This is a genomic window from Flavitalea sp., assembly GCF_035489435.1.
Taxonomy (GTDB): Bacteria; Bacteroidota; Bacteroidia; order Chitinophagales; family Chitinophagaceae; genus DATHKG01.
In genome coordinates this window covers 1-18,421 of sequence record NZ_DATHKG010000147.1, presented here as the reverse complement: position 1 = coordinate 18,421, position 18,421 = coordinate 1, and the positions used below count along the sequence as shown (strand labels likewise).

Annotated in this window: 17 protein-coding genes; 7 read left to right on the top strand and 10 right to left on the bottom strand. The window is 40.2% G+C overall.

Features of this window, described 5'->3' with window-relative positions; translation table 11 throughout:
• The first annotated feature begins 12 nt into the window (after positions 1–12).
• Complete coding sequence (locus tag VK664_RS22685) at positions 13–573, top strand: helix-turn-helix domain-containing protein (RefSeq protein ID WP_461400997.1); 561 nt, start codon at positions 13–15, stop codon at positions 571–573.
• An 18-nt stretch (positions 574–591) separates the two neighbouring features.
• Here VK664_RS22685 and VK664_RS22680 read toward each other — a convergent pair whose 3' ends face one another.
• Together VK664_RS22680 and VK664_RS22675 are read right to left on the bottom strand one after the other, a co-directional pair.
• Positions 592–2,430 carry a PAS domain-containing sensor histidine kinase gene (locus tag VK664_RS22680; RefSeq protein WP_461400996.1) on the bottom strand — a complete coding sequence of 613 codons (1,839 nt, stop codon included), beginning with the start codon at positions 2,428–2,430 and terminating at the stop codon, positions 592–594.
• The gene (locus VK664_RS22675) at positions 2,423–2,815 is read right to left on the bottom strand and encodes a cupin domain-containing protein (RefSeq protein ID WP_461400995.1); all 393 of its coding nucleotides are present in this window, start codon (positions 2,813–2,815) and stop codon (positions 2,423–2,425) included. The genes VK664_RS22680 and VK664_RS22675 overlap by 8 nt, the downstream gene beginning before the upstream one ends.
• Before the next feature lie 345 nt (positions 2,816–3,160).
• On the opposite strand from VK664_RS22675, the gene VK664_RS22670 reads away from it, so the two are divergent.
• Both VK664_RS22670 and VK664_RS22665 read left to right on the top strand, forming a co-directional pair.
• Positions 3,161–3,877 carry a 3-ketoacyl-ACP reductase gene (locus VK664_RS22670; RefSeq protein WP_461400994.1) on the top strand — a complete coding sequence of 239 codons (717 nt, stop codon included), beginning with the start codon at positions 3,161–3,163 and terminating at the stop codon, positions 3,875–3,877.
• 731 nt (positions 3,878–4,608) lie between these two features.
• Complete coding sequence (locus VK664_RS22665; RefSeq protein WP_461400993.1) at positions 4,609–5,226, top strand: putative quinol monooxygenase; 618 nt, start codon at positions 4,609–4,611, stop codon at positions 5,224–5,226.
• 122 nt (positions 5,227–5,348) lie between these two features.
• Here the strand turns inward: VK664_RS22665 and VK664_RS22660 are convergent, their stop codons facing one another.
• Positions 5,349–6,245 carry a YitT family protein gene (locus VK664_RS22660; protein WP_461400992.1) on the bottom strand — a complete coding sequence of 299 codons (897 nt, stop codon included), beginning with the start codon at positions 6,243–6,245 and terminating at the stop codon, positions 5,349–5,351.
• Between the two features lie 190 nt (positions 6,246–6,435).
• Positions 6,436–8,886 (bottom strand): ABC transporter permease, encoded by a 2,451-nt coding sequence (locus tag VK664_RS22655; RefSeq protein ID WP_461400991.1) that lies wholly within the window; start codon positions 8,884–8,886, stop codon positions 6,436–6,438.
• Positions 8,887–9,203: 317 nt separating this feature from the next.
• Here VK664_RS22655 and VK664_RS22650 point away from each other — a divergent pair, with 317 nt between their 5' ends.
• Positions 9,204–10,100, top strand: a complete 897-nt coding sequence (locus tag VK664_RS22650; protein ID WP_461400990.1) for a YitT family protein — start codon at positions 9,204–9,206, stop codon at positions 10,098–10,100.
• 198 nt (positions 10,101–10,298) lie between these two features.
• Here the strand turns inward: VK664_RS22650 and VK664_RS22645 are convergent, their stop codons facing one another.
• From VK664_RS22645 to VK664_RS22635, 3 genes are read right to left on the bottom strand one after another with little or no spacing between them, the layout of a single operon-like run.
• Entirely contained in the window at positions 10,299–10,787 is a 489-nt protein-coding gene (locus tag VK664_RS22645) for a hypothetical protein (RefSeq protein WP_461400989.1), read from the bottom strand.
• Positions 10,787–11,734 carry a M56 family metallopeptidase gene (locus tag VK664_RS22640; protein WP_461400988.1) on the bottom strand — a complete coding sequence of 316 codons (948 nt, stop codon included), beginning with the start codon at positions 11,732–11,734 and terminating at the stop codon, positions 10,787–10,789. The genes VK664_RS22645 and VK664_RS22640 overlap by 1 nt, the downstream gene beginning before the upstream one ends.
• Positions 11,731–12,102, bottom strand: coding sequence for a BlaI/MecI/CopY family transcriptional regulator (locus VK664_RS22635; RefSeq protein WP_461400987.1), 372 nt, complete (start codon positions 12,100–12,102; stop codon positions 11,731–11,733). The genes VK664_RS22640 and VK664_RS22635 overlap by 4 nt, the downstream gene beginning before the upstream one ends.
• Before the next feature lie 65 nt (positions 12,103–12,167).
• Between VK664_RS22635 and VK664_RS22630 the strand changes: the two genes are divergently transcribed.
• Positions 12,168–13,457: an SGNH/GDSL hydrolase family protein gene (locus VK664_RS22630; protein ID WP_461400986.1), complete on the top strand. Its 1,290-nt coding sequence runs from the start codon at positions 12,168–12,170 to the stop codon at positions 13,455–13,457.
• Positions 13,458–13,694: 237 nt separating this feature from the next.
• Here the strand turns inward: VK664_RS22630 and VK664_RS22625 are convergent, their stop codons facing one another.
• On the bottom strand, positions 13,695–14,459 hold the full coding sequence (locus VK664_RS22625; protein ID WP_461400985.1) for an oxygenase MpaB family protein: 765 nt from the start codon (positions 14,457–14,459) through the stop codon (positions 13,695–13,697).
• A 263-nt stretch (positions 14,460–14,722) separates the two neighbouring features.
• Here VK664_RS22625 and VK664_RS22620 point away from each other — a divergent pair, with 263 nt between their 5' ends.
• The gene (locus tag VK664_RS22620) at positions 14,723–15,319 is read left to right on the top strand and encodes a hypothetical protein (RefSeq protein WP_461400984.1); all 597 of its coding nucleotides are present in this window, start codon (positions 14,723–14,725) and stop codon (positions 15,317–15,319) included.
• A 57-nt stretch (positions 15,320–15,376) separates the two neighbouring features.
• On the opposite strand, the gene VK664_RS22615 is transcribed toward VK664_RS22620, so the two are convergent.
• Positions 15,377–16,099, bottom strand: a complete 723-nt coding sequence (locus VK664_RS22615; protein WP_461400983.1) for an SMUG2 DNA glycosylase family protein — start codon at positions 16,097–16,099, stop codon at positions 15,377–15,379.
• A 534-nt stretch (positions 16,100–16,633) separates the two neighbouring features.
• Between VK664_RS22615 and VK664_RS22610 the strand changes: the two genes are divergently transcribed.
• Positions 16,634–16,921 (top strand): hypothetical protein, encoded by a 288-nt coding sequence (locus tag VK664_RS22610; RefSeq protein ID WP_461400982.1) that lies wholly within the window; start codon positions 16,634–16,636, stop codon positions 16,919–16,921.
• 179 nt (positions 16,922–17,100) lie between these two features.
• Here the strand turns inward: VK664_RS22610 and VK664_RS22605 are convergent.
• The coding region (locus tag VK664_RS22605; RefSeq protein WP_461400981.1) for a DUF2569 family protein at positions 17,101–18,421 on the bottom strand (1,321 nt) is incomplete at its 5' end.

Below are 18,421 nucleotides of genomic sequence, written 5' to 3'. Positions count from 1 at the left end.
TAACCCGCAAAAATGAAACTCCTTATTAAGAATATGGTTAGTCTTCGATGCAAGCTTATAGTGAAAGCTGAGCTGCAAGCATTAAAAATACCATATTCAACCTTGGATTTAGGTGAGGTTATACTTGATAAAAGGTTGACAGAGGCGGAAACAGAATTGCTTAGAATGGCCCTGTGGAAATCTGGCCTTGAGATAATGGAGGATAAGAAAAGCATTCTTATAGAGAAGATAAAAAATGTGATTGTTGAAATGATTCACTACATGGATGAACCTCCCGTTATAAATTTCTCAGACTATCTAAGTTCAAAAATTGATTACGACTATACTTATCTTTCTAACCTGTTTTCGGAAGTGAAAGGTATAACTATTGAACACTATATTATTTCTCATAAGATCGAACGTGCAAAGGAGTTGTTGATTTACGATGAATTGACCTTAACGGAGATCGCCTCCAAACTACATTATAGCAGTGTAGCTCATCTGTCCAGGCAATTTAAACAAGTTACAGGCCTTACTCCCACCTACTTCCGCAATATGAAAAACAGGCGCCTTATCGCTCTTGAGAATTTGTGAATCAGGTCCTTAGGACAACTAAGTATTTGAAAGCGGCACAGCAACTTTGAGTTCGTAGCCTTCACCTGGCGAAGTAATAATGTTCATTGTTCCTCCGTGCAACTCTACCCGGGTTTTTATATTCAGAATTCCAACTCCTTTTAGCTGCTGACCAGGATCGCATCCCTTTCCATTGTCTTTGAAACTCAAGACGAGTTGGTTTGCCTTGATCGATAAACGAATGATCGCTACATCAGCACCTGAATGTTTGATAATGTTGTTTACCTGCTCCTGGGCGATCCGGAACAGATCCATTTTTATATCCTCCGCACATTGTTCTTCCTTCACTTGTACCTGCAGCTTGAATTTAATAGGGTTTGGCAGCACCAGGTCAGCGATCAGAATTATGAGGCTATCGATCAGTCCTAACACAAGGACAGGTGTAATCATTGCTTTTGATAATTTGCGAATTTCCTGGATCACTTGCAGTATATAATCTGAAGCCTTATCGAGACACAATGAAGTTACCGATTCATCGGTTTTTGCTAGTTCGATATATAGCTTCGCTGCTCCCAGTATCTGGTTAAGATTGTCATGCATTTCCCGGCCTATCACTACTCTTTCGTTTTCCTGAGCAGCCAGCACTGCGCGGCTCATCTCTATAAGGTTCGATTCTTTTTCTAATGCCGACTTTCGTTGCCGTTCTATTTTTTCCGTGATGTCAGTGTCCATGGCAAAATACCGGTCGCAATTCCCCCTTGAATCAAAAAGCGGCTGTCCATGGAGATGTATCCAGAACGGCCGCCCTTTTTTGCTATAATTCAGAATATCGCAGTCGAAAGGAAGTTGTTGGTTGATCCTGTTTCTCAGGTACGAGATGGTTGCCGGATCTGTATCCGGCCCTTGTAGAAAGCTTCCCGGTTTTTTTCCCATTACTTCTTCAGCGGTATAGCCGGTGATATTTGTAAAAGCTGTATTTACCCAGTTAATATGTCCGTTGACGTCAGTTATGATGATAGCGTTTACCGTTTGTTTGGCTATCAATGAAAGTTGTTGTTCACTTTCAAGCAACTGAATTTCTGTCAATTTTCGCCTCGTGATATCCTGAGTGGCACCGATCATCCTTATAGGTTTTTCATCATTGTCGTACATCAGGTGACCACGATCACATACGTATGCATATTCACCATTAGCACGCTGGAAACGGTATTCTATATCCCATTCCTTACCAGAAGGGGGATAAGATAGAAACTGCTTTAACATGGCCTTGACTTTCAAACGATCCTCGGGATGTATACGGCTTTCCCAGAAATCCTGCGGGATCAGAGCATTTTCAATATTATAGCCGAAAATCCTCTTGTGACTGCCATCGATCCAGAATATCTGTTTATTAGGCAGATCCCATTCCCAGAGGCAATCGTTTGTTACTTCGGTAACATATCGATATAACTCATCAAGGATTCTCATTTGCTGAACCTCTGCGGTTATTCGGATACGGCCTGCAGGCACCGAGGAACTCTTAAAGGAAACAGAAAGTTTGTTTCCGACATGATAGGTTATCACATCAAACCAGGCGCTCATCTCCGGCCAGTATTCTCTAAAATGCAAAGGTACGTCAGTCAAAAACGCTTTGTGATATACTACGTAGAAATTTAGTGGAAGGGTGCCGACGAATTCCTCCCAGAGATTTTTTCCAATAATATCCGCCCCGGTAACACCAAGTATCTGTTCTGCAGCCTTATTCCAGGACAGAACAGTCCAGTTTTCGTCTACGGTAAAAAAACCATTACTAATTGTCTCGGTAATAGGCATACCGCCATAAGTATTCCTGCTACTGTGACTTGTGAACGGCGATCCGATATCGGGAAAACTATTCATGCTCACTTTTTATGATGGTTAAGATCATTTTAAACCGGCCGTTCGGATTGATATGATTTGGTTGGTGAGCAGGAATAATAATTCCTTCGCCGGAGTGCAACAGATTTGCAGTTCCATCAATAACGATTTCCGCGCTCCCTTCGATAATCTGGACAAATGTGTCGAAGGGAGAGGTCTTCTCAGTAAGCCCTTCCCCACTGTCGAATGATAATACACTTATATTTCCTGACGATTTTTTTATTATTGTTTTACTTACTACAGCGTTCGGAACATATTCAATAATTTCAACGATAATATGTGAAACCGATTTTGGAGGTTTATCGTCCCCTGAATGCAAAGCATTTATAGTAGAAGGCGCCTTAGCAGACGGCTTTTTTTTCTTCATGATAGATAAGATTTAGATCCTTATCAAAGATGACTTAATCCTGTCACTAAATTTGTTGCAAGATTTTGCCTGAAATTTGCACTATTTACTGATTTTACAACAGGACCAAAATTGCTGGTTTTGTGATTTTGCCAGGAGGTTTAATCTTCGGGAAAAAATGTGGCAACTGTTTGGATACATATATTTGAACAACAGAAAGTTATCCAGTAAACAGCCGCGATCGATACAAAAAGTGAGGAACCCGGTTCACAGATCGGGGCAATGCACCGCTTTGAATTTAAGACCCGGGATGGAATATTCTCGTAAGGATGGGGCATCAATATATTTAGTACATAAAGAAAATTTATGGAAAATTTAAAAGGAAAAATAGCCCTGGTCACCGGTGCCGGTAAAGGAATTGGGAAAGCAATAGCCATAGCATTGGCAGCAGAAGGTGTAAATGTTGGCTTGATAGCAAGGACAGAAAAAGACCTGGCTGCCGTAGCCGAAATAATAAAATCAATGGGTGTGAATGCCGCTTATGCTAATGCTGATGTAAGTAATCGCGAAGAAGTCGAAAGCGCAGTATCAAAAATAAAAAATAATCTTGGCGAGATTGATATCTTAATCAATAATGCCGGCACCGGCACATTTGGGAAATTCCTTGAGTTGGAACCGGAAGTCTGGGAACAACAAATTAAGATCAATTTGTTTGGTGTATATTATACCATACGTACCGTGTTGCAATCTATGATTGACCGAAAGACCGGCGATATCGTCAACATCTCTTCGACGGCAGGAAAAACAGGTGCTGCCAATACAAGTGCTTACAGTGCCTCCAAATTTGCTGTATTTGGCCTCACAGAAAGCCTCATGCAGGAAGTGCGAAAGCATAATATCCGGGTTACGACATTGGCTCCGAGCACGGTTGTAACGGATCTGGCCTATAGCGCCGATCTTATAAAAGGGGATCCTGAACGGGTGATGCATCCCGAAGATTTTGCTGAACTGATCATAGCCCAGTTGAAACTTAATCGCAGGGTATTTGTAAAAGAAGCAAGTATTTTCTCAACAAACCCCTGAATAGAATTATGAGTTATGAATTATGAGTTATGAATTATGAGTTATGAGTGAGTTATGAGTTTGTGACTTATGAGTGCTTTTTTGTATGGCATGCATAACTCATTCATCACTCATTCATCACTCATTCATCACCCATTCATCACCCATTCATAACTCGCTCATAACTCGCTCATCACTTTTAACTATTTTCAATGGGTTTGGATTGTTTCTTCATTTGGTCTGCCAGCAACCTATCCGGAATTGCATTAACCTATCGGGAATTACATTAACGTATCCGGAATAACATTTGCCGTGGCAGCGATCCCTGAGGGTGTTGAGAAGGGTTTCGGGATCAGACACTGTTTGATACGCTCCATACTTGGAAAGGAGATAGATTATACTTTTGGGGAAGAAACCGGGCGGGCCGGGTTGATGAGCTTATTATCCCGGTTTAATAGCAGATTTGATACGATTATTTTTTAACTTACTGTCAGAAGCAATTTTTGAACAATCAGGATCGTCGGAAATCATTGCTTTGTACAGGCTTGTTTAACTATTTATGTTGAACAGTATTTATGTTGAACAGAATTTCCGCACTATGAATACTGTATCGCAGTAAACCGTGTTACTGTTTATCTTGATATTGTGAATGTTGTTATTGTACATCTTGTAACTGTAAATCTATTATGGTAAGTCTATTACAGTAAATCTGTTAATGTATATCGCCTAACATTTTAAAACAGGAGGTTATCATGATTACAAAAGGATTGCTTGTTCGTTTAGAAGGGAAAGAAGGCAAAGATGATGAGATTGAATCATTCCTTGCTTCTGCAGTTCCGCTGGTAAAACAGGAGCCAGCTACAATCGCCTGGTTCGCTAATAGATTTGGTCCTTCTGCATACGGGATCATCGATGTTTTTGAAGATGAGGCGGGACGGGATGCACATCTTAACGGGGATGTGGCTAAGGGCCTGATGCGTATGGCACCTGAATTATTCTCAAGTCCTCCGGACATTCAAAAAATAGATATAGTTGCCAGCAAGCTTCCTGCAAAAGCACCTGCCGAGCCGGATACAAAAGGGATATTATTGACTTTTAAAGGCAAAGAAGGTCAGGAAGAAGAGGTGATTGAATTTTTGAAAGAAACTCAGCCTCTTGCGATGGAAGAAGAACAGACCACAGCCTGGTTTGCCATTCGTCTTCCTGACAACGAATATGGCATCTTTGACGTGTTTCCTGACAATGGTGCGCGTTTAAAACATATTGCCGGCCGCATCCCGAAAGAGATAACAAAACATGCATTTCACTTAAACGGAGGAACGCCGGATATGGATCTGCTTAAGGTGACTGCAGAAAATTTTAAACTCTGATATTTCAAGAGAGGTATGAATTATGAGTTATGAAACCATTAATGAAAGAATTATGAGTTCATAACTCTTGATTTCACAACTGCTTTCATAATTCATAACTCATAATTCATATCTCTTTTCAGCTATTTAGCGTGTGCCTTTGGCTTCAGAATACCACCGCTGGCTTCCTTAATGCTTTGCACGTATACAAAAGCCGCGGGATCAACCGTGCCCAAAGCTTCCTGGATCCTTTTTATTTCCAGGCGCGTTACTATTGTAACAATAATCTCGCAGTCAAACTTAATATCAAATGAACCGGGGAGATAACCTCTTTCTCCTTTATAAACCGTAATGGCCTTGCCAAGATCATTGACAAGAAGTCGCTTCACTTCTTCCTGCTTCGAACTGATGATATTCATTGCAGTAAATTCTTCTATACCATCCACAACATAATCTGTAGCCTTCGTGGCTGTGAAATATGTAATGATGGAATACATGGCAGTTTCTATCCCAAATTGTAAGGCAGCTGCGGCGAACAGGATCGTATTCATTGCCATAATAATCTCGGAATTGGAAAAACCGGTTTTTCTTTGCGTAAACACCGCAATTACTTCTGCCCCATCAATTACACAACCAGTCCTGATGACCAGTCCCACACCGGTCCCGATAAGTATTCCTCCGAAAATGGCTATCAATAACCGGTCGCTTGTAATCGGTCCGATGTTAACAAATATCAGACCTAACGAAAGGAGGGCAACCGCGATCGAGGTTTGCACTGCGAAGGTTTTGCCAATCTTTTTGTAACCGAGATAGATAAAAGGCAGATTCAGGATAAACATGAGCAAACTGATGTTAACATGTAGCACTTCATGAAGCAGGATTGAGATACCGGTAACCCCTCCATCGAGAAACCTGTTTGGGATCATAAATCCTTTCATGGCGACAACGGCGAGGCCGGTGCCAAAAACCATTTGCGTCAGATGTTTTGGATTTCGAATATGTTTCCAATCTATAGAGCTGCTCTTGAATTTGCTGGTCATGCTGAAATTTAATTAAATGTTACCCGCCCTGGCTATACTCACAGTCAGGCCATCTCATCAACTCATGATTTCATCAAACCCCTGGTCATGATTTTACCAATTGCGTGGTTTTTAGCAAGCAGATTTGAATGCTTCCATGGCGTTTAATGAAGACTGTTGGTAAAAGATAAAACTTTTAATGTAAAGGCGCTCAGTCTGCCCTCAGGGTTTTTACAGGACTTGTGACTGCTGCCCTGAATGCCTGGAGGCTGATTGTAAGCAAAGTCACGACTACCGCTGCAAAACCGGCCATTACAAATGCCTGCCAGCCGATATCGACGCGATAAGCAAATTCCTGCAACCATTTGTACATGGACCACCAGGCAACGGGAAAAGCAATAAGGGCCGCTACAATTACGAGTTTGAGAAAATCACCGGAAAGCATCAATACAATATTTCCGGAAGAGGCGCCCAGTACCTTGCGGATACTGATCTCCCGCATCCGTTGTTGGGTTGCATAAGCTGCCAGTCCCAACAAGCCGATACAGGCGATAAAAATGGCAAGTGAAGAAAAGAAAGAAAATATTTTTTGAGTAGTTGCTTCCGCCAGGTATTGTTCTGCCACTGTTTTGTCAAGGTAGTTAAACTGGAATGGACGATCTTTTACAAATTGTTTCCATTTGCCTTCCAATGCAGTTATGGCTGCCTTGAAATTGTCTGCTTTAATCCTGACAGCCGTCATAAACATAACATCATTGAAACGGGATGAATTTGTAAATACAAGCGGAGTGATGGGGTTATGCAGAGACTGGTAATGAAAGTCTTTCACGACCCCGATAACCGTATACATATATGGAGATCCATCTCTTCCATTAAATTGTTGTTCCTGTGTAGTTAGTTGTGCCCCGATAGGTTTTTTTAATCCAAGCTCTAAGACTGCCCTTTCATTCAAAACGACACCAAGAGAATCAGTTGAAAAATCTTTAGAGAAAAATCTTCCTTCTTTTATCTGCAGACCGAGAGTAGCTGCATGGGCTTCATCAGTAATAATTCCCCTGCCGGTCATGGGTTCTGTGCTTCCTTTTTCCTGCCAGCTCACACCAAAATAATTGCTAACCCCGGGTAACGAGGAAGCTCCGCTAATGTTTTCTACACCGGGTATTTTCATCACTTCATTTTTAAATGCCCTGGTATTATCATTCAGCAAATCGGTTCGTTCAATGATGATTGTATGGTCTTTGTTAAAGCCAAGTTTTTCACCGGTCATAAACCGCATCTGTGAATTAACTATTATTGTGCAGATGATTAGTATTACGGAGATGGAGAACTGAAAGATAACCAGGCCATTCCGAAGTGCTAATCCATAATTGCTCGATTTGAACTTTCCTTTCAAAACAGAAATAGGTTTAAACGAGGATAAAACAAAGGCGGGATATATACCAGCTGCTAACCCGGTAACCAGGGAGAATAATAAAAGCAAAATAATATTGGGCAAAGTAAACAGATCGCCGAGATTAAGTTCCTTTCCTGATATCTGGTTGAATAATGGAAGCAACAGGAAAAGAATTCCGGCAGACAGCAACATGCTCATGAAGCTGAGCAGTGTTGATTCGGCAAGGAATTGTATGATCAGAGATGTTTTTTCCGAACCAAAAGTTTTACGTATGCCCACTTCTTTTGCACGTTCAATTGACCTCGCAGTAGCCAGGTTAGTAAAATTTATACAGGCAAGTAATAAAATAAATACAGCTACTATACCGAATATATAGATCGCCTGCATGCTGCCATTGGGTCGCAGCTCTGCTTCAAGATGCGAGGTCAGGTGAATCTTTGGCAGCGGTTGCAGATAATAATTGTAGCCATTCCCGGCAAACTGGAATTGTTTAAACGGCATTGCAAAACTCCTTTCTATATTTCCTGCGGCATGTTGCTCAATAATTTTTGGAAAACGAGCCTGGACTGTTTTCGGATCAGCATTGTTGTTAAGCAACAAGTATGTATGTGTGGCAAAATTTACATAGTTCAATTCATTGAACTGGGGCCGGCCCGCGGTGGTAAAAAGCAAATCGAAAATGAAATGAGAGTTTTCCGGCCAGTCAGTACATACAGCAGTTACTTCAAAAGGCGGATTGTCATTGCCTTCGGGCTTCAGCAACTTGCCGGTCGCACTGGCAACATTGCCAAAATATTTTTTTGCAGTTGTTTCAGTAATGACTACTGCATTTGGCTTCGCTAACGCAGTTAAGGGATCACCGGCAAGGAACTTTGCGGAGAACACTTTGAAGAAATTTGAATCAACAAAATAACCGCGTTTTTCCTCGAACTTCTTATCTTCATAAGACAATTCGAAACTTGCTCCTCCCTGCGAATACACACGAACCGATTCTTCTACCTCGGGACATTCGAGTTTTACGGCTGCAGCATATGACTGTGGAATAATTGAATAAGAAGTAGCCCGTCCCGGGTATTTGCGATCTACTACCATCCGGTAAATCCGATCACCTCTTTCCTGGGCGCGGTCATAGCTCACTTCATTCTTTATAAACAAAACGATGAGCAGGCAAACTGACATTCCGATTGCGAGGCCTAATATATTAATTGTGGTATACCCTTTTCTTTTGAGAAGATTTCTCAAGGCTATTTTGAAATAGTTTTGGAGCATTTGCAGGAGTTTGGTAGTTAAGAAGAATACTGAAGCTTTTTAAATTTAAGCGTTTGTTCTGTTTTTTCAACATTCCTGTATCACATGATAAGATGACACCTTTCTATTGCATCCCGGCTGTTTTTTGTTTGAAAGCAAAAAATAAATCAGTCATGCAAATCCGGAATTATGACCAGCATGAAACTAAAAACTATACTGGTATTCATTATTGTTAGTTTTCATGTTTCCTTCGTTCAGAAAATGGATGTAGATTCAGCAACCTTTGTTATTGCTATCGATTTATCATTTATAATTCAGGAAGTACACCAACGACTATTATGGCAGCGAAGATTTATAACAGTGGTATTGACTGGAAACATATCAGGAATCCCAAACACCTTTTGCAGATGGTAATTGGCGCCGGGCTGGCTGTTATTGCAATGAAAGGTTTTATGATTCCGAACAGGTTCCTGGATGGCGGTGTAACAGGAGTTTCAATTCTCTTGCATGAAGTACTGGACATCAAGGTCAGCTTTCTCACTTTGATATTGAATATACCATTCGTTTACCTTGGCTATAAAAAAATCGGCAAGACCTTCGCCGTTCAAACTTCTATCGCTATAATATTGCTTTTTTCAGGCCTGATTTTCGTCAATATTAACCCTATCACCAGCGACAAATTACTTATTGCAATTTTTGGTGGAATACTCATCGGGACAGGAGTTGGCCTTGTAATCAGAACAGGTTGTGTAATTGATGGGGCAGAGGTGATTGCAGTGTTTACTCAAAGGAAGACAGGTTTCTCCAATTCGGAGATTATTATGGCCATGAATACCGTCCTCTTCGCTGCTGCAGCCCTGCAGTTTGGGATAGAAACGGCCATGTATTCAATCATTACCTATTTCACAGCCTCAAGGGCTACTGACTATGTTGTGGACGGCATTGAGGAGTTTACGGCGATGAATATTATTTGCTCGAAACAAGAAGATGTAAAGCGACTGCTTGTAATTGACCTTGGTAAGGGAATTACTGTTTATAAAGGCGAGAGGGGATTTCTGCCCGGATCTTTCGATATCAGCTTTGATTGTGAAATAATAGTGACCATCGTGACTCGTTTGGAAATTAAGCGAATACAGGAAGCTGTTAAGATAGTTGACCCTGCAGCATTTATATATGTGCAAAGTATCAAGGAAGCAAGTGGTGGTGTGCTCAAAGTAAAGAAACATGCAAAATGAGTTGGATCCCACCGATGCCAGGGTAGTGACCAGGAACTCCTGTTCAGTTTCATCTTTAACCTGAAGATAGCCGGATTTCGTTAGAATATTAATATTCGCTTTTAAGGTGTGCTTCCTCGTCTTTTGTGTTTCTTTATACGTTGCTGCAATCCGATTTGCTGCTGGTCGGATAAAATTGTATCCCATTTCTTATACGATTCAGGAATCAATTCTTACACCCTGAAACAAAGGATACCTCGCATTGCCGGTGCGATAGAACATTAAATATTTTTTCTGGTTCTTAACCGCATTTTGCAAATAGACGTCATACTTTTCTCCGGTCATCAGGTTGACCTGGTAATAATGTTTTCCATAATTGATAGCATTCTTTTCGAGTTTACTTAGAAAAAAATGCGCAAAGCTTGTATCACTAAATTTATTCAGCTCAGTATTATTTATACGTTTATCATTTATCCAAACCCCGTAAATCTTTGGATTTTTCCAGGACTCAAGTTGTTCTTTAGTCGGAAGAGTTCGTGGCATTGGTGGTGGCGAGGGCACAAATGCAACCATTTGTTTATCCTGTTGATCTCTGCTCATCGCAAAAAAGATAGTCTGTAGCCTCAGTATATCCTCTTCTGTGAATTTGTCATACAAAGGAATTCCTTTATCGTTTTTAGTTTTGTTTACAATTTCTTCAAATTCCATTAACTGTTCTTTAGTTGCACCCACCTGGGTTGATGGCGCTTCTTTTTGTTTTTTTGTTTGACAGGAGAGGATTGCTGAGCTATCGTATTTGTGCTGAATATTAAAACGGATAGAGCAAGAACCGGAATCAGAAAGATTTGTTTCATCAGCTCAATTGTAAAAGACCTGGGTTTTGTCATCATGATCAATCTTTTTTTTGTTGTTAAATAATTAAACTGGCTGGTGAAGTAAGAAGCTGATGGCTGTATATATTTTCTTATTAATAGATTTTGATAACCACCGATACTTGAACAACCCTGAATTACAGTTTCATCAGCCAGAAATTCATGGTTTAATCGCAGGGACTTTTTAAAGAGATATAAAAAGGGGTTGAACCAGAAAATGGTTAGAAGAAGCTCTATAAATATAATGTCATAGCTATGTTTTTGTTCCACATGACAGAATTCGTGAGCCAGGATTTCATTTTCAATTTTCCCGGTTTGAAAGTCTTTTTCGTTGATAAAAATATAATGCAAAAAACTATGCGGTGCCTGGTTTCCGGGTATGAGAACTATATGGGAAGTTCTGTACTGGATTTTGGCTTTAGTCCGTACGGTGGACAGAATTTTTGCGAAATTTATTATGAATCGAAAAAGTAGTATCGTTGAAATAACGATATAAACTGTAAATAAAACAACAACAGCAGGGTTCGGACCGACCATCATGGGTGAACTTTGAACCGGATTGATTGCAGCTGAAATATTTGTTGTTAGTAATAATTCTTGTATTGCCGGAAGGTCAGCACTGAACGTTTTAAAAGTTAATGCGGGGATGGTAAATGATAACAGCATTGTAAACAAAAGATAGGCCCTGTTAAAACGGAACATCTTTTCTTTCTCAAGCAACAGTTTATAAATAATGATGAACAACCCGGAACAGAGCATTACTTTGATGAGGTATGCAATCATTTTTTTCGTTTTTTTATTTGCTGATCAACAATTTTTTTGAGATCCTCCAGTTCGGCATTTGTCAGGTTTGTTGAGGTTGTAAAAAACGAAGCAAACTGCATTGCTGAGTTATTGAAATAGTTCTTAATAATCCCTTTCACATGTTTAGCAAAATAATCGGACTTGTTTACCAGTGGGTAATACTGGCGTGAATTTCCAAACAGTTCATAGGCTACGAAACCTTTATCCTGCATTCTCTTTAATAAAGTTGCAATCGTGGTGGTTGCGGGTTTTGGCTCTGGAAAGTACCCGATCAATTCTTTCATAAACACTTTTTCGTATTTCCAGATAAGTTCCATTAATTGTTCTTCAGCTTTTGTAAGTTTCATTGTTCTATGTTTATGTAGTACGCTCTACAAATGTAGAGCAATATCTTACAAATAAAAAAAATTATTTGTCAGGTCGAATATCGGAGCCGGGAAAGAAAAATCAGAATCGGGAAAGGTATATTACACCCGGATTTTCGATGAACTGGGATAAAAGTTCAAAGGATATAATTTTTAGTAATCACCATAAGTTTGAACAAATGATGAAAAACTTTTCCATTTTTGCCGTCGTTTTTTTGTTTGGTTGGCAAACGGTTATCGCCCAGAATACTGAAAGCTATAAAACCTGGAGCCTTGCTGAATCAAAAGTACCAGTAATAGCAGGCAGGGCATGGCATACTGGTCTGGCAATGCCTTTTGACCGCTTGCCCGCAAAGGCAGAGAAAACAGTGCGACCTGAGGTATGGCGCTTATCGCATAACTCAGCCGGGGAATATATCAGGTTTAAATCGAACGCCGCTGAAATCGTAGTCAGGTATAAAGTTACCGGTAACAAAAGCATGAATCATATGCCCGCGACCGGTGTAAGTGGTGTTGATTTATATGCATTGGACATTAATAACAACTGGCATTGGATAAGAGGAGCTTTTAGCTTTGGTGATACCGTTGTCTATAAGTTCACAAATTTTTTTTCACCCCTGTCTATAAAAGAGTTCAGGTTGTATCTTCCTTTATACAACACACCTGAATGGATGCAGATCGATGTGCCGGAAAAGAATTCATTTGATCCGTTCCCGGTAAGCAATGAAAAACCAATCGTGTTATATGGCACTTCAATCATGCAGGGTGCTTGTGCAAGTCGCCCGGGTTTGGCCTGGACTAATATCCTGGGCCGCAGGCTCAACGTTCCCATTATCAATTTAGGCTTTTCAGGGAATGGGCGCTTAGAGCAGCCTTTGATTGATTTGATCAACGAAACGGATGCAAGTCTTTTCGTGCTCGACTGCCAGCCAAATCTGCACGACAGGAAAGTTTATTCTGAATCAGATATTAGCGAACTCATCATTTCTTCGGTAAAAAATCTGAGGTCCAGGCATCCTCAAACCCCTGTTTTATTGGTAGAACATTGTTGCGGATTACCGGGCGTTAATATGGATACCGCATTTACAAATCGATACAAGTGGACCAGTGATATTCTCTCAAATACTTTTAAGACTTTGAAAGGCAATGGTGAAAAAAATATTTACCTGCTTACCGCAAATGAAATTGGTTTTGATGCAGAATCAACCGTTGATGGCACTCATCCAACCGACATCGGAATGATGAAATATGCTGATGCATATGAAAAGGTTATCCGCAAAATTCCGGATTTCAGAAGATCAACGTCTATGCCATCAAAACCTAAGGAATCAAAGTAGAAGACGTTAGCCTGATTGCTATTCAGCTGCAACCACGGATGCAAATGGCCTGGTTTCAGCAACAATAAAAAAAGGACAGGCTATTGGCCTTCAACGCCCAGCGTATTCACATATACTTTATGGCTCAAATAAGGTTGTAAGGCCTCCCAGACTTTCCGGTTCCAGTTAATATTTAGTTGATCGTCTTTTACATCTTCCTAGTTGGACATTATCACCAGGTCAAACAAAACCGGTTCATTATTTCTTATACTGGTTCAGGTCAGCGATTTGCTTTTTATACTTTTCCGGCAATAGTATGGATTTGATCCATGAATCTATTTTCAATTTACAGCTTAGCTTGTACAAAGGAAGTATGGGATTAAGTAAAGAATTTTTCTTTAATGCTAACAGTTTATGAACCCTGGCTGGCACGACAAGAATCTGTGCTTCCTGTAATATTTTGAAACGAACAGCACCCAGGTGTTTTTTATATTGTTTAAACAGGTCAACCGTATAGTTGCTTTTTTCAAGATCATGTTCAAGGTGTTCATGATATACGCTGAGCCATTCAATATAGCTGGTTGGAAGTTCTTTTAAACCCATCCTCGTTCCAACCCTGTTAAATACATCAAATACCTCCTCTTTTTCTGCCCCGGTTAGTTTTCTATCTAAAACTTCAAATGAGCTGATCGAGTAGTGGATAAGCATGAACAATACATCGCGATAAGCCCAATCCGGAATATTGAAACCTCTTTTATTTTCAACGCCGGTATGGATCATTCTCATTTTATCGATCATAGTATTCGCCGAATCCTGGGAAGAAAAAACGATAAGACGGGCATAGGTGACTGTCGAAAATAACCTTCCGATAGGATCAGCAGGAAGCCGTCCGGTAAAATACAGCCAGTCTACAGCTTTATTCAGGGCAAACTCCGCTGCAGCTCCACCGAAAATAAGGAGGATGGTATCTGCATTTCCCCAGATCTTTCTGACAACTGACTCTTGTTTTACGAACCATTCCATATCGTTAAAGTTAATTTGTCATGTGGCTTAACCAGTTAGTGTAATTTAAAAGCAAAAGTTACAGTTGAGGAAGTTTATTTTTTTAAGGTATTGGCCCAGGCCCGCCAGCAAAACAGCGGTTTTTAATTATTTCTATGTTTGTTTGATAAGTATTTGTACCTAGCGTTGCATTATATTTTCCCATCCGCTATAAATCTGGTTGGCCGGATATTAGTTTGAGCGTTCATTAATTTACCAAACCCAATATCTAAAATCTCTAATCCATGAAAAGAAGTTTACTATTAGTTTCTTTAAGCGTTATGCTGGCTTTTTCTTCAATAGCACAGGATGACCTTAAACCTTTCAAATTTGACTTAAGCCTTGGATATGCGATTCCAGGTGGATCAGGAGCCAAAGGCGGAATTATTTTTGCGGCCGAACCAAAATTCGCTGTGATCCCACAACTTGCAGTTGGTTTAAGAATGGAAGTGGCGGTGATGGCCAGGGGGGTATCTGGTGTTGAAGATGATTATGATGAATTCGAGGTAAAAGCTTCGGGTTCTTACCTGGCAACTGCAGACTATTACTTTACTGATAATTATTCTTTCCGTCCATTTGCTGGTGCTGGTGCCGGGATATACTCGCTTGCTGCAACAACTATTAACGAATATGAAGATGAATATAACGGTTCTGCAAAATCGAAATTTGGCGGTATGGTAAGGGGTGGATTTGAAGCAAGGCATTTCCGCTTCGGGATTGAATACAATATTGTGCCTAAAACAACATATGTAGATTATAGTGGTTCGGGCAATATAGTAACGACTAAAAATGGTTATTTAGGTATCAAGGTCGGCATTTGTATAGGTGGCGGACCAAGATAACAATAATACAATTTCGATAAGCTTAAGGGGCATCAACAGTGATGCCCTTTTTCTTTTTCATCTATGATGAACCTGGTGGAAGGCCGCGAGATACTTGTCGATATATATATTCCTGTTACGGCTTTTGTATTGCATGATATATCTCGGATGTTCGAGTGCGATCAGTTTATCAAAAAAATGATGTTCGCGGTTTAATGTATTTAAAAATTTTTCGTTTTTTCCTGTTCCAAGAACAAAACAAACATCAGTTTTTATGCCGAGTTGCACCAGGTTTGTAATGCTTTCTATCATAAATGATTTTACGGCTTTTATAAGTGCGGGACTGTCATAATAATTATAGTTTTTTTCTCTGCCCCGTTCGTCGACTTTTGTAAATCCAAGCGGACAAGGTGAGTTAATATAAAGATCGCCGTAAAATTTACTTAAGCCGCCGTATGCATTAATTACCTCATGAACGAACACTGAAGAAACTTCATGGGTTACAGGCCCATCATAATGGATAGCACATTCCGCCTGGAGCCTTTTGGGATCTGTGAAGGGAATGCCGGTAAGCCCGCCACCAAGCCGGCCGGGGTTAATGCCAAGGATTATATTTCGTTTAAAATGATCGTTGAAATATTTGTTGTAAAACTGTTCAATAATTGGCAATACGGCCGGATTTTCCCTGAATGGATTCATGATTGTTATCCCGTCCGGAAGCGGATCGCCATTATAATGCAGGTTTTTATGGAAGTCGATGGCTTTCGCTGCAAATGATTTATCAGAATGGTTGGCGCACATAACTACAAATTTACAGATTGAAAGCATTGTTCCCTACAACTGACATGAGGGCTATCGTCAGATCGGATAAATTCATAAATGATACAGGAATAAATCGATTATAAAAGCACCATAAAAGTCTGGTAAAAGTTTCTCGCTTCGTATTCAAATATTTTATACGTTTGTATTCCTATTCCAGGACAATAGTTCCAGGAAAAACTAAACCTAAAAGTTACCTGATTGGTATTTCGCAGCCTGGAAAAACCTTTATCCATGTTTTAAGAAAAGGCAACTTATTTTATTTGCATTTCATACATGGCAAATTGATCTATAATTTAAAGCACTGTTTGTTTTTCTTTGCAGTACCCCCGATACATTTTGTTTTCCGCACCACTGATTGTAGTCTAAGCAGTAAGGTAATCAGCAGAACCCCTGGTTATTCAACTCGCAATGTCATTACCAAATTATCTCTATTGAAAGTTTGCTCACACAATACCTTTTAAGCAGGTTTACGTGCCTTATTCACTTGTATTATTCACCCTTCAAATACTACATATGAAAAAGTTTACAAACCTCATTTTTGCTGCCCTCGTCAGCACATTGTTTATTGGTTGTGTTAAAAGTGATTTTCCAAAACACTACCCTGATAAACTGCCAGATGACATAATCATAGAATGGAATTTGCTTGCATTCGATGCGGAAGGAGGAGCAGCTTATGAACATGGGCCATTGTCGGCAAGGTCAAATGCTATGGTGCACATAGCTATGCACGATGCGCTGAATGCTATACGCCGGCATCCATTACCGCTTTTCCACTTTGGCAGGACAGAAAACGGGCGATAAAATTGGTAAATGGGCTTATGATCATTATTTAAGGCCATTGGATTAGATAACAGGTATGATTCCAATTTAACAGGTATGATTCCAATGCTTTAAAACTTACCATCAGTATGATATTAAGAGAATGTAGGGGGTAGATAGTATAGTTTATCACCAGTTGGAAACCTCATAGATTGAATCACTTATCCCCTATATTCTTTTAAAAATGTCCATTTTGCACGATGGGACCGGGCCAGGAAGCTACACCAGATTACACCATAAATAAGAAACCTTCCAACCTGCTTTAAGCCCTCATCGACCACCCCGTTCAAAGCATCATGGTTGGCGTATTTTTTATACAGCAGGAACAAGATCGCCTGGGTCGCAATCAACATTGTAACATATCCGTTAAACATTAACGGGAATATATCTCTTCTCTGAACAAACCAATAAATCATGGCAGCCGTTGAGAAAAACCAGAACATATAAAAAAACAACTCCAACATAACCGTATAAACAAAACCCTCCCCATATGTCTGCCAGATTGCATAAGACTCAGCAGAGAAATAATTTCCCGCGTATAAATTATATACCTGGTATCCGCCTTTCACAACCAAAGTAATGCCCAGGACTGTGACCCAGCCACCTAGTCCATGACCATTGGCACGGTCATAAGGAACCTCAATTGTTCTGCGATTCAGCAAATTGAAGGCGGCAAAGGCGGCACCGGCTGCGAGCAAGCCGAGCAAAATGGCAATAAAATTCACTCCACTAACAGGCTTAATTTCTCCATCGCCCGTTTTACCGCCATAGCTGAAACGATATTGTAATGCAGTCGAAATTTTCTTATAATCTTTTTTGTACTGAGCAATTTCAGCTACAGGAATATGATCCCTGAAAGTAACAATTGAATATTTAAGCGTAATCAGTGAACCTGTAACAACGGCACTAAAATTAAACTCATAAGAGTCATTCCTGATTTGAACATCCTCTGTTTCAAGCGCCCAGGGCTCGGGCATTTCAATTTTAAGGGTATAATGAGCTTCGGTTGGAAAGGTCAATGCCAGTGGATAATTGTTTGACTTTCCCGTAGGATCAGTCAGTAAGTCATCAATAAGCCTGGCATAGGTGAGAAAAGCTCTTTTCTTATTGTCGTCTTCAATCCAGATAGCCGGTATCTTGTACGCTTCATTAACTGTCATTAGATTTTTTAAGCTGTCGTCCTGGTATTCGATGTCTTTGTCCATTACAATGCCATCGAATAACGACGAATAGTATTTCAGGTAGGAATCCGATGCATCCCTGGCACTGGTCGTGGCAAAATAACTGCGTACGCCATCAGCCCTGTCACCACCGTAACTGGTATTAACTGTTAATGTACTGGTGTCTTCAAAATTCACTTTGAGCCATTCTATTGATCGGACTATGGTAGTCTTTGCAGGAATGATGGGGCTTAAAGCAATTTCACCATCTTTGATCAGCAAGGCATATTTATAAGCCGGAGTATAAATTTCAGGTAGTGAT

Coding starts and splice junctions, on each gene's coding strand:
- VK664_RS22675 (WP_461400995.1), bottom strand. CDS start 2,815: ATGAAGAAAAAAAAGCCGTCTGCTAAGGCGCCTTCTACTATAAATGCT.
- VK664_RS22625 (WP_461400985.1), bottom strand. CDS start 14,459: ATGGAATGGTTCGTAAAACAAGAGTCAGTTGTCAGAAAGATCTGGGGA.
- VK664_RS22650 (WP_461400990.1), top strand. CDS start 9,204: ATGGCAGCGAAGATTTATAACAGTGGTATTGACTGGAAACATATCAGG.
- VK664_RS22655 (WP_461400991.1), bottom strand. CDS start 8,886: ATGCTCCAAAACTATTTCAAAATAGCCTTGAGAAATCTTCTCAAAAGA.
- VK664_RS22615 (WP_461400983.1), bottom strand. CDS start 16,099: ATGTGCGCCAACCATTCTGATAAATCATTTGCAGCGAAAGCCATCGAC.
- VK664_RS22680 (WP_461400996.1), bottom strand. CDS start 2,430: ATGAATAGTTTTCCCGATATCGGATCGCCGTTCACAAGTCACAGTAGC.
- VK664_RS22635 (WP_461400987.1), bottom strand. CDS start 12,102: ATGAAACTTACAAAAGCTGAAGAACAATTAATGGAACTTATCTGGAAA.
- VK664_RS22665 (WP_461400993.1), top strand. CDS start 4,609: ATGATTACAAAAGGATTGCTTGTTCGTTTAGAAGGGAAAGAAGGCAAA.
- VK664_RS22645 (WP_461400989.1), bottom strand. CDS start 10,787: ATGGAATTTGAAGAAATTGTAAACAAAACTAAAAACGATAAAGGAATT.
- VK664_RS22660 (WP_461400992.1), bottom strand. CDS start 6,245: ATGACCAGCAAATTCAAGAGCAGCTCTATAGATTGGAAACATATTCGA.
- VK664_RS22640 (WP_461400988.1), bottom strand. CDS start 11,734: ATGATTGCATACCTCATCAAAGTAATGCTCTGTTCCGGGTTGTTCATC.
- VK664_RS22685 (WP_461400997.1), top strand. CDS start 13: ATGAAACTCCTTATTAAGAATATGGTTAGTCTTCGATGCAAGCTTATA.
- VK664_RS22620 (WP_461400984.1), top strand. CDS start 14,723: ATGAAAAGAAGTTTACTATTAGTTTCTTTAAGCGTTATGCTGGCTTTT.
- VK664_RS22610 (WP_461400982.1), top strand. CDS start 16,634: ATGAAAAAGTTTACAAACCTCATTTTTGCTGCCCTCGTCAGCACATTG.
- VK664_RS22670 (WP_461400994.1), top strand. CDS start 3,161: ATGGAAAATTTAAAAGGAAAAATAGCCCTGGTCACCGGTGCCGGTAAA.